At 66.1% G+C, this 10,986-nt stretch carries 7 protein-coding genes; 3 read left to right on the top strand and 4 right to left on the bottom strand.

The window, feature by feature from the left end; all coding sequences use genetic code 11:
* Positions 1–87: 87 nt before the first annotated feature.
* Positions 88–1,032 carry a FecR family protein gene (locus DI041_RS01495; RefSeq protein ID WP_136637853.1) on the bottom strand — a complete coding sequence of 315 codons (945 nt, stop codon included), beginning with the start codon at positions 1,030–1,032 and terminating at the stop codon, positions 88–90.
* Positions 1,029–1,547, bottom strand: a complete 519-nt coding sequence (locus tag DI041_RS01490; protein ID WP_136637854.1) for a sigma-70 family RNA polymerase sigma factor — start codon at positions 1,545–1,547, stop codon at positions 1,029–1,031. Before DI041_RS01490 ends, DI041_RS01495 begins: the two co-directional genes overlap by 4 nt.
* Before the next feature lie 145 nt (positions 1,548–1,692).
* On the opposite strand from DI041_RS01490, the gene DI041_RS01485 reads away from it, so the two are divergent.
* On the top strand, positions 1,693–2,073 hold the full coding sequence (locus DI041_RS01485) for a VOC family protein (protein WP_006372781.1): 381 nt from the start codon (positions 1,693–1,695) through the stop codon (positions 2,071–2,073).
* 195 nt (positions 2,074–2,268) lie between these two features.
* Positions 2,269–4,248: a choline BCCT transporter BetT gene (gene betT / locus DI041_RS01480; RefSeq protein ID WP_046987060.1), complete on the top strand. Its 1,980-nt coding sequence runs from the start codon at positions 2,269–2,271 to the stop codon at positions 4,246–4,248.
* A gap of 80 nt (positions 4,249–4,328) precedes the next feature.
* Here the strand turns inward: betT and DI041_RS01475 are convergent, their stop codons facing one another.
* Positions 4,329–6,953: a TonB-dependent receptor gene (locus DI041_RS01475; protein ID WP_046987061.1), complete on the bottom strand. Its 2,625-nt coding sequence runs from the start codon at positions 6,951–6,953 to the stop codon at positions 4,329–4,331.
* 223 nt (positions 6,954–7,176) lie between these two features.
* Positions 7,177–8,154, bottom strand: a complete 978-nt coding sequence (locus tag DI041_RS01470; RefSeq protein WP_136637855.1) for a zinc-binding dehydrogenase — start codon at positions 8,152–8,154, stop codon at positions 7,177–7,179.
* 482 nt (positions 8,155–8,636) lie between these two features.
* Between DI041_RS01470 and DI041_RS01465 the strand changes: the two genes are divergently transcribed.
* Positions 8,637–10,949 carry a ribonucleoside-diphosphate reductase subunit alpha gene (locus DI041_RS01465; RefSeq protein WP_248298409.1) on the top strand — a complete coding sequence of 771 codons (2,313 nt, stop codon included), beginning with the start codon at positions 8,637–8,639 and terminating at the stop codon, positions 10,947–10,949.
* The last annotated feature ends 37 nt before the right edge of the window (positions 10,950–10,986 follow it).

Genomic DNA, 10,986 nt, shown 5'->3' with positions numbered 1-10,986 from the left:
GGGGCAGGGCAGTTTCATGGGGGCGGCAACATCCGCAATGGGTTCCCTTGTATTGCCCGGTGAGCGCACAGAAAGGGAACCGCGATTTCAAAGCGGACGCACGACGGTCCACCACGGCCAGCGCTGCTCGATGCGGATCGGCAGGGCGCGGGCCAACAGTTGCAGTGCCTGCATGCTGTCGAGTCGCGGCAGCACCGCCGTGGCTTTCAATGCAGCAAGCGCCGGATCACAACCGAGATAGCCCTGATGGTGACGGGCCAGCTCATCGATGATCCGTATCATGGGTGTGTCCTGCACCTGCAGGCGTCCCTCCTGCCAGTCACCGCGCAACGGATCCGCAGCCACCGGGGAGAGTCCACCCATCGGGCCGATCTGCACGGCACCGCCAGCACGTATGTTCAGCGCCGCGCCGAACAGCGGCAGGCAGCGCACGGCACCTTCAAATACATCCAAGCGGCTGCCCTGCGCCTCGCGACCGACCGCGAAGCGGGTGCCGATCGGCTGCAGGCGTGCGCCCGGCACATGCACGCTCAAGGGCATGTCGGCGAAGGCGGGGTGATGGCCGGTCTGCAGCAGCAGTTCGCCACGCAGCAGATGCAGGGCGCGGCGGTCGCTGCCGATGTCGATCGTGACTTCACTGTCGGCGTTGAGCCACAGCTGGCTGCCGTCTGCCAGTATCCAGTGCCCGGTATGTCCGGCGGCGGTGCGTTGTGTCTGCAGGCCACGTTGTGCCTGCAGGCCATGCAGGCCCAGCAGCGAGACCGCGCCGATGCCAAGTGCACCTCCGAGGCCGCGCAGAGCCTGCCGGCGGCGACGGCCTGCGGCATCCAGCGCTGTGGCAGCGGCTGCTGCTGACAGGGGGGCAAAGGACTGCCAGACCGACTCGACCCGACGCCACGCATCGGCGTGGCCGGCATCAGCCTGCAGCCATGCGCGCCAGCGGTACTGCTCGTCATCACTCCAGCCCTGCTCGCGCAGCGCGAACCATTCGGCGGCTTGCTCCAGTGCTGGGCTGGCCAGCGCGGTGCTCATGCTGTTGCGCCGCCGGACAGGCGCAGGCAATGCAGCATCGCCTGCGCCATGTATTTCTTGACCATGCGTTCGGACACGCCCAGCTGTTGGCCGATCTCCGCATAGCCCAGGCCGGACAGTCGTGCCATCAGGAACGCACGGCGTGGCCGCTCGGCCAGGCCGGACAGCATGTCGGCGATGGCATGCAGCAGTTGCAGTGCCTGCGTGCGTTCTTCGGCCGATGGATGCACCGGCTCTGGCTGCGCGGCCAAGGCCGTCAGGTAGGCGCGCTCCAGATCCGCACGCTGCCAGTGGTTGACCAGCAGCGCGTGCGCGATGGTGCTGAGATAGGCACGCGGCAGGCGCAGTTCGGTCGGATCGACGCGACGGCTGAGCAGGCGCACGAAGGTGTCCTGGGTCAGGTCGGCGGCGCAATCGGCGTTGTGGGTGCGGCGCCGCAGCCAGCCCAGCAGCCAGCCATGGTGTTCGCGGTAGAACCCCGCCAGCGCGGTGCTGGAGGCGGCGGGCACGGCCATCGGCATCGATCATTAATGAGAATGATTCCTATTATAGTGTGATCGAGCGGTGTACGACAAACCCTGCGCAGGGGGCAATGGCCAGGGCGTTTGCGATGACCGCCGGGCTCGCCGACACTGCGGTCTTTCCGCAGGGAGTGCCCGCATGTTCAGCCACATCACCGTTGGAACCAACGACATGGACGTCGCCCATCGCTTTTACGATGCATTGTTCACCGCCTTGGGCGCACGACCGGGCGTCTTCGATGACAAGGGCCGGCTGGTGTACTTCAAGGATGGCCGCATGTTCATCGTCACCGCACCGATCGATGGCGAGCCGGCCTGCCACGCCAATGGCGGCACCATCGGCTTCACCCTGGACAGTGCCGATGCCGTGCGTGGCTGGCAGGACGCAGGCGTAAGCCACGGTGGCACCGCCATCGAAGACCCGGCCGGTATCCGCAACATGGCCGGGCGGCAGCTGTTCCTGGCCTACCTGCGCGATCCGGATGGCAACAAGCTGTGCGCGGTGCATGTGATGTCGTGATTGGACAGTACGCGCGTGGCCGCGATGCACGCGGTCCGCGCGCGGCTGCGCTTGCAGGCGCGCTTCGGCGCGCGCGTGATAGCACGGAATGGTGGACCGGGCCTGTGACCGCAGGCTGCAACTTCATGCTCTGTCCACTGCGGTTCAGCCACAATCGGTCGGCTAACCCTTTGATCTACCGGAGAACGCCGCCCCATGGAAGTACTGGAGCCGCAACAATCCCCGGTGCGCACCCTTCGACCTGTGTTCGCCTTCGCGGCGATCGTTGTCGTGGCGTTCGCGCTGTTCGTCAGCCTGTTCCCGCTCGGTGCGGGCCGCCTTCTGGTCAAGGCGCAGGACTGGGCCGCCCTCAATGTCGGCTGGTACTACCTGCTGGCAATGACCCTGTACCTGGTGTTCGTGGTCGGCGTGGCGCTGTCCAAGTATGGCGGCATCAAGCTCGGCGCGGACCATGACGAGCCGGAGTTCAGCTATCTCTCCTGGGCCGGCATGCTGTTTGCCGCCGGCATCAGCATTACGCTGTTCTTCTTCTGCGTCTCCGAACCTCTGACCCATTACATGCAGCCGCCGCAAGGCGATCCGGCGGCCGGTGAGGCCGGTGCGCGCCAGGCCATGCAGCTGCTGTTCCTGCACTGGGGCCTGCATGGCTGGGGCGTGTTCGCGCTGGCGGCGATGGCGATGGCCTACTTCGCCTACCGGCACAATCTGCCGCTGGCACTGCGTTCGGCCCTCTACCCGCTGATCGGCAAGCGCATCAATGGCCCGATCGGCTACACCGTGGACGCGCTGGGCATTGTCGCCACCGTGTTCGGCATTGGCGCCGACATGGGCTTCGGCGTGCTGCACCTCAACGCAGGCCTGTCGCACCTGTTCAACATCCCGCACTCCAACCTGGTGCAGATCATCCTGGTGGTCGCCATGATGGGCGCAGCGGTGGCGGTGGCCGTTTCCGGGGTGGAAAAGGGCGTGCGCTGGATGGCCAACATCAACATGCTGCTGGCGATCGCGCTGGTGCTGTTCATGCTGTGCGCCGGCCCCACCCAGTACCTGCTCAGCACGCTGATGCAGAACCTGGGCGACTACCTCGGTAGCGTGGTGGGCAAGAGTTTCGATGTGTACGCCTATGGCGGCCGTCCCGAATGGCTGGGCGGCTGGACGGTGTTCTACTGGGCCTGGTGGATCGGCTGGGCGCCGTTCGTCGGCCTGTTCATCGCCCGCATCTCGCGTGGCCGCACCATCCGCGAGTTCGTGTTCGGCGTGCTGCTGATCCCGCTCGGCTTCACCCTGGCGTGGCTGTCGATCTTCGGCAACAGTGCACTGGACCAGGTGCTGCACCATGGCCAGCAGCAGTTGGCACAGCTGGCGGTGGATGACCCACCCACCGTGCTGTATGCCCTGCTGGATGGGTATCCGTGGAGCAAGGCGGTGATCGCGGTGACCGTGCTGATCAGCTTCATCTTCTTCGTGACGTCGGCGGATTCGGGGGCGGTGGTGTTGTCCACGCTGTCCTCGCATGGCGGTGCGCCCGAGGACGATGGCCCACGCTGGCTGCGTGTGTTCTGGGGCACGGTGATCGCGGTGCTGACCGCTGGCCTGCTGTTGGCCGGCAGCATCGATGCATTGAAATCGGCGGTGGTGCTGGCGTCGCTGCCGTTCTCGGCGGTGCTGTTGCTGATGATGTGGGGCCTGACCCGCGCCTTCAGCGATGAGTCGCATCGCAAACGCGCGCAGCAATACCGGCCTTCGCCGCTGATCGGCGACGACCGCCACCACCAGGGCTGGCGCCAGCGCCTGACCCAGGCCATGCATTTCCCGGTGCGCGACCAGGTCTACCGCTTCATGGACGACACCGTGAAGCCGGCGATGGAGGCGGTGGCCGAGCAGCTGCGAGGGCAGGGTTGGGATGTGGCCACGCGCTTCGAGGCCGGTGACATGGAGCTGTCGGTGAATCACGGCGAGCAGCAGGATTTCCAGTACCGGGTAATCCTCAGTGGCTACCTGACCCCGTCGTTCGCCGCACAGCAGCTGCGCAACCAGCGCTATTACCGCGCCGAAGTGCATCTGTACGAAGGCAGCCAGGATTACGATCTGGTGGGCTACAGCCGCAAGCAGATCATCAACGACATCATCAGCCAGTACGAACGGCACCTGCAGTTCCTGCATCTGAGCCGCTGATGCGGTGGGTGCGGTGGTAGTGCCGGCCGCTGGCCGGCAACGCGAACGGGGCGGCGCATCACCGCCGCCCCGTTACCGCTTCAGAACCGGTAGCGAGCGCCGAGCGAGACGAACTGCCCGCGCAGGTTGTACTGGCTGATGTCGAAGCCATTGGAGCCGCCGGCCGGATCGAACGGCGGGTCCTTGTCGGTCAGGTTCAGCACCGACAGCGACAGCGTGGTGTTGGCAATGCCTTCGTACGCCACGTAAAGATCCAGTTGGTGATAGGGCTTGATGCGGTCGCGCAATCCCGGGTTGCTGGTCGCCGTCGCTACGCGCTGGTCGTAGCCGCTCACGTACTGCAGGCTCAGCGTACTGCTCCAGTCGCCCACCGCCCAGTTCAGCGAGGTCGTGCCGCGCGTACGCGGCAGTGCGCCGTGGCGGTTGTTGCCGGCCCCTTCGTACGGCGCCTGGCCGGCCACCAGCGGTTGCTTGAAGCTGAGCAGATGGGTCCAGCTGCCGGCCACGGTGAAGTTGCCCCAGCCGTCGGTGCGGAAGGTGCGGCTGGCGTCCAGGTCCAGCCCCGAGGTGGTCAGCTCACCCTGGTTGGCGTACTGGTTGGTGATGAACTGGATGCGGCCGTTCTCGCGCTGCACCCGGCCCGGGAACAACTCTGGGTGATCGACGATGTATTGCGCGCTGTCCGGCTTGACCAGGTTGTCCTGCTCGATGCGGTACCAGTCCAGGCCGATGCTGGTATCGCCATCCGGCGACCACACGGCACCCACGTTGAAATTGCGCGAGCGCTCGGCCTTCAGGTCCGGGTTGCCGGTGCGGATGTTGGTCACGCCACGGCTGCCGCCGGGCTGCAGCGGATCCAGCGGATCGATCACCGAGCCGTAGCTGACGGTCTGGCCCGGCGCGATCTCCGGCAGCGACGGCGCGCGGAAGCCGCGTGAGAACGAGCCGCGCAGCAGCAGGCTGTCCAGCGGCTGCCAGCGCAGCGCCACCTTCGGCGAGAACGCCTTGCCGAAGTCATCGTAGCGGTCGCCGCGACCGGCCAGCTGCAGTTCCAGCGTGCGGTGCAACGGCACGCTCAGTTCGGCGTAGGCGGCACTGACCTGGCGCTCGCCGTTGACCACGTTGATGGCCGGGCGCAGTTCGGTGCCCGACAGCACCTGCGCACTGGTACGCGCATCCAGCGATTCCTTGCGGAACTCGGCGCCCCAGGCGAAGCCGACTGCACCGGCCGGCAGCTCCCACAGCGAGGTCGAGGCCTTCACGTTCAACGCGTGCAGCTTGTACCAGCCCGGGCGCTTGGTCTGCAGGCGCAGTGCATCCAGCGCCCCCGGCGTGCTGGACGGGTTGAGGAAGTTGTAGCTGCCATCGCGCAGGATCTGCTCGAACGCGTAGCGGTTGACGAAGTTATCGACGTACTCGCGCTGCGCGCTCTGCGAGGTCAGCGCTGCCACTTCCCAGTCCCAGCGCTCGCCGCTGCCGCGCACGCCGGCCAGGGCACGGTAGAACACCTGGGTGTTGTCCTTCAGTCGCGGGCCGAGATCGAAGAAGGTGTACTCGAACGGCAGCGGCGTGTTGCCCGGATTGTTCGGATGACCGACCGGCAGCACCGCCGGAACGTCGATCAGGGTGCCGGTGGCCGGGTTGTAGGCGCGCAGGCCGGGGCCAACGGTCAGCGGCGCGCTGAAGATCTGGTCGGCCTTGTTGTGGCTGTACAGGACGTCGGCGAACGCTTCGATGCTGTCATTGAAGCGGTAGGTCGCGCTCAACGAAGCCTGCAGGCGCTCGGCGCCGGGCTGCAGGGTCTTGAACGGCTGGGCATTGAAGGCGCAGGCCTGGCCGGGCAGGGTGCTACCGAAGTCGCTGTACGGACGCAGCTGGCTGCCGTCGGGGCAGTTGGCGAACGGCTGCGGTGCACGGGGGTTGCTCAGCCAGTTGCCACCGGCAGTGGACCAGCCGGCCAGGCGGCCACCGGGCTTGTCGCGGAAGTCACCACTGCGGGTATAGGCGCGGTCATCGCCATCGAGGCGGTCGCGCTTGAGCAGGTCCAGCCCGAACAGCACGTTCCAGCCCTGCTGTTCCAGATCACCGAAGCCGGCCAGCAGGTTGGCCTTGCGCTCGTCCAGTCCACCCTGGGTGGCGGTACCGAAACCACCGCCGACTTCCACGCCCTGGAAGTTCTTTCGCAGGATGATGTTGATGACGCCAGCGATGGCATCTGAGCCGTACACTGCCGAAGCGCCATCCTTCAGCACTTCGATGCGCTCGACCGCGCTGATCGGCAGTGCGTTGAGGTCGACGAAGGTGTCCTGGGTATTGAGTGCAAAGCCGAAGTTGGAGACGCGATAGCCGTTGACCAGCACCAGCGTGTTCTTCGGCGACAGGCCGCGCAGGCCGATCGACGCCGAGCCCGCGGCGAAGCTGCCGGTGTACTGCTCGTCGAAACTGTTGCCGGCGTTGGCCGACAGGTTGCGCAGCACGTCGGTGAGGGTGGAGCGGCCGGTCTGCTCGATCTGTTCGCGGCTGACGATCTGCACCGGGTTGGGCCCAGCGGTATCGCTGCGCTTGATGTTGGAGCCGGTCACAAGCACGGTGCCTAGGGTGGTGCTGTCCTTGCCGGAGTCGGCGGTTTCAGCGGCGCCGGCAGCGCCGGCGATGAGGCCCAGCGCGATGGCGCTGGCAAGCAGGTTCAGGGTGGTGCGGTACATGGAAGCGACAACGCCGAACGGGGGAGGAGCCGTCAGTACCGCACGCAGCCACGTGCGCCTTCCAATGACGAAAGCGCATTCAGTTATACATCACAGGTTCTTAACGAAAGTCTGCACCCTCGATGGGGCGGTCTGCGCTTCGGTGGGTGAGGACCGCTCTTTGGTGGGTGCGGACCGTTGGTCCGCACTCCTCCCAGGGATCTGACCCCGGTTGTCCAGCCCATCAAGGCCGCAGCAACACCTTGCCGTTACGGCCCGAACCCGCGCCGGCCTTCGCTGCCTGGGTGATGTCGTCCAGCGCGAAGATCTGCTCCACCGGCAGGGTCAGTTCGCCGCTCGCCGCACGCTTCAGCAGTTCGCCAACCAACCGCCGCTTGTCTTCCACCGCCATTGCCTGGCTGACCTTGCTGCCCCAGAAGCCCTTCACCGTGGCTTCCTTGTAGATCAGGCCGCCGGCGGGAATGCGCATCGGTTCGCCGCTCATCACACCGAAAGAGACCAGGGTGCCGTGGTGGCCGAGCAGGTCGACCAGGTCGCCGCTGGCATCGCCACCGATGGAGTCGACTGCAGCAGCGGCCTGCGCTTCGCCGGTGGCTTCGCGCACGCGGTCCTTCCAGCCGTCCACCGAGGTATCGAACGCGTGATCGATGCCCAGTGCCTGCAGTTGCGCCACGGCCTCGGCATTGCGCACCAGGTTGGCCACGTGCACGCCGCGCGCCTTTGCGAGCATCGCCAGCGATTTGCCGACGGCACCGTTGGCGGTGTTCTGCACGATCCACTGGCCCTGCTCGACGTGCAGGAATTCCAGCAGCATCAACGCGCTCAGCGGCATGGCGATCAGCTGTGCGGCCATTTCATCGGCGATCGCGTCCGGCATCGGGATCACCATCCGCGCCGGTGCGATGAACGCTTCGGCCCAGGTGCCGTGCACCGAGGCGGCGGCAACCCGCTGGCCGATCTGCAGGCCGTCGACGCCTTCGCCGAGCGCATCGACCACGCCCAGTGCTTCGCTGCCGCCGATCGCCGGCAGCGTCGGCTTGTAGCCATACAGGCCACGCACGGTCAGCAGATCGTGGTTGTGGATCGAGGCCAGCACGGTGCGGATGCGTACTTCGCCGGGACCGGGTTCGGGCAGGGGGGCATCGGCAACGGCGAGGACCTGGGCTGGATCGCCGAAGGAGGAGTACAGGGCAGCGCGCATGGGCGGTGTTCCAATGAAAGTTGAAGTTGTACCGAACTGGGGATGCGCTCAGCGTCGACAAGGCCGCGCACGTGCAACACGGCATCCTGCGACCGATGGTCGCGTTGGCGCGCGATCACCGCATCTTGTGTTGACGGCTCGGAACATCCCCACTATGTTGTGTCCGTCACTCCCGGTCAGCCGCCGCCGCCGGACATGCAGCAAACGTCCCGCGGCCCGCCCCTGAAGGCTTGCCGTGTCGACGCGGCCGCCACCGTGCGGACGCAGGTCGCCCCCACGGCCCGGATACCGGCCGCAGGCGCAGGCAGATGCCGACGACCTGTGTTCCCGCCCCTTGGCACTTCACCCGTTCGCCCCGTGCGCCGGTATCGCGTGCAGGGCCGCCATGGCATCGGGCGCCGACGCGCGCACGAGCCTGGAGTTCCACCACCATGACCGACAGTACCTTCCGCGTGGCCGACCTGGCCGGCGCCGGCGACGCCATGCGCGCCAGCGGCGAGCGCGTGCCGACCTGGATCACCAAGGAAGCCGGCAATCGTCGCCTGCCGTTCGATGCGGCGCGCCTGCTGCGCAGCATCGACACCATCCACGCCGAGCTGCCGCAGCTGGATGTGGCCGACTATCGCCGCGTGGTGCTGGCGATGGTCGAACGCAAGCCCAGCATCAGTGCCGATGATCTGGTGGATCTGCTGATCCGCGAAGCGGAATCGCGCGTGGACCTTGTCGCGCCGCAGTGGGAACAGTTCGCTGCACGCCTGTACCTGCGCCGGCTGTACAAGCGCGCCAGCCGCAACCGCTTCTACGATGTCAGCCTGAAGTACGGTTCCTACGTGGGCCTGCAGGAAAGCCTGGCCGACCGCGGCATCTACAGCAACGACATCCTGCGCTGCTATTCGAAGGAAGAGCTGCAGCAGGCCGGCGAGATGATCGACCCCGAACGCGATCGTCTGTTCGCCTACAACGGGCTGTACCTGCTGGCCACGCGCTACCTGGCTACCGATCGCAGCCGCGAGGTGTATGAGCTGCCGCAGGAGCGTTGGCTGACCATTGCCCTGTACCTGATGCAGGAGGAAAAGCCGCGTGAGCGGCGCATGCAGTTGGTCGGCGAGGCGTATTGGGCGCTGTCCAATCTGTACATGACGGTAGCTACGCCGACGTTGGCCAATGCCGGCAAGGTGGGCGGGCAGCTGTCGAGCTGCTTCATCGACACGGTGGACGACAGCCTGCAGGGCATCTATGACTCCAATACCGATATCGCGCGCGTGTCCAAGCACGGCGGCGGCGTCGGCGCCTACCTGGGCTACGTACGCAGCAGCGGTGCGCCGATCCGTGGCGTGGCCAACTCCTCCGGCGGCGTGGTGCCGTGGATCAAGCAGCTCAACAACACGGCGGTGTCGGTCGACCAGCTCGGCCAGCGCAAGGGCGCGGTGGCGGTGTATCTGGACATCTGGCACCGCGACATTGAAGCGTTCATGGACCTGCGCCTGAACAACGGCGACCAGCGCCTGCGTGCGCATGATGTGTTCACCGCCATCTGCGTGCCGGATCTTTTCATGGAGGCCGTCGAGCGCCGTGCCGACTGGTACCTGTTCGATCCGCACGAGGTGAAGCAGGCCAAGGGCTGGTACCTGCAGGATTTCTACGACGAGAAGCGAGGGCAGGGCAGCTTCCGTGACCGCTACGCCGAGCTGGTGGCCGACGAGCGCATCAGCCGTCGCACGGTGAAAGCGATCGACCTGTTCAAGCGGATCATGCTCAGCCAGCTGGAAACCGGCAACCCGTTCCTGTTCTACCGCGACGAAGTGAACCGCAAGAACCCGAACAAGCATGCGGGCATGGTCTATTCCAGCAACCTGTGCACCGAGATCCTGCAGAACATGAGCCCGACGCGGATGATCCAGGAGATCGTCAGCGGCGACCAGATCGTCACGACGCGTCGTGCCGGTGACTTCGTGGTCTGCAACCTGTCTTCGATCAACCTCGGCCGTGCGATCAGTGCACCGGATGACCTGTTGGCCACCGACGTGCTGGAACGCCTGATCCCGATCCAGGTGCGCATGCTCGACAACGTGATCGACCTCAACGCACTGCCGGTGCCGCAGGCCACGATCACCAACCGCAAGTACCGCGCCATCGGCCTGGGTACGTTCGGCTGGCACCACCTGCTGGCGCAGCAGTCGATCCAGTGGGAGTCGCAGGATGCCGAAGAGCTGGCCGACCGCCTGTACGAGCGCATCAACTTCCTGACCATCCAGGCCAGCGCGCAGCTGGCCAAGGAGAAGGGCAGCTATCCGATGTTCGCCGGCAGCGACTGGCACAACGGCAACTATTTCCGTGACCGCGATTACAGTGGCGCGGCCTGGGACAGTCTTGCGCGCGAGGTGGCCACCAACGGCCTGCGCAACGGCTGGCTGCTGGCGGTGGCGCCGAACATGAGTACGGCACAGATCGCGGGTTCCACCGCCTCGATCGACCCGATCTACAGCGCGTTCTACTACGAGGAAAAGAAGGACTTCCGGCGTCCGGTGGCCGCACCGGGCCTGTCGCTGGAGACCTGGCCGTACTACGAGAAGGGTGCCTACAAGGTCGACCAGTTCGCCAGTGTTCGCCAGAACGCGCGCCGCCAGCGCCATGTCGATCAGTCGATCAGCTTCAACCTGTACGTGCCCAGCACCATCCGCGCCAGCACGCTGCTGGAGCTGCACCTGAGCGCCTGGCGCGAAGGCCTGAAGACCACCTACTACGTGCGCTCCAACGACATCGATATCAGCGAATGCGAGTGGTGCTCGAGCTGACCAGCCCGACCCCTCGGTGGTAGTGCCGGCCGCTGGC

The organism is Stenotrophomonas maltophilia, assembly GCF_004920835.1.
In the GTDB taxonomy this organism is placed as follows: domain Bacteria; phylum Pseudomonadota; class Gammaproteobacteria; order Xanthomonadales; family Xanthomonadaceae; genus Stenotrophomonas; species Stenotrophomonas maltophilia_AQ.
Note: the sequence above shows the minus strand (reverse complement) of the source record. Positions and strands in the feature narration are given on the sequence as shown.

What these genes read in the sequence shown, in the direction of transcription:
- betT (WP_046987060.1), top strand. Translation starts at nt 2,269, where the DNA reads ATGGAAGTACTGGAGCCGCAACAATCCCCGGTGCGCACCCTTCGACCT.
- DI041_RS01465 (WP_248298409.1), top strand. Translation starts at nt 8,637, where the DNA reads ATGCGCGCCAGCGGCGAGCGCGTGCCGACCTGGATCACCAAGGAAGCC.
- DI041_RS01470 (WP_136637855.1), bottom strand. Translation starts at nt 8,154, where the DNA reads ATGCGCGCTGCCCTGTACTCCTCCTTCGGCGATCCAGCCCAGGTCCTC.
- DI041_RS01485 (WP_006372781.1), top strand. Translation starts at nt 1,693, where the DNA reads ATGTTCAGCCACATCACCGTTGGAACCAACGACATGGACGTCGCCCAT.
- DI041_RS01475 (WP_046987061.1), bottom strand. Translation starts at nt 6,953, where the DNA reads ATGTACCGCACCACCCTGAACCTGCTTGCCAGCGCCATCGCGCTGGGC.
- DI041_RS01490 (WP_136637854.1), bottom strand. Translation starts at nt 1,547, where the DNA reads ATGGCCGTGCCCGCCGCCTCCAGCACCGCGCTGGCGGGGTTCTACCGC.
- DI041_RS01495 (WP_136637853.1), bottom strand. Translation starts at nt 1,032, where the DNA reads ATGAGCACCGCGCTGGCCAGCCCAGCACTGGAGCAAGCCGCCGAATGG.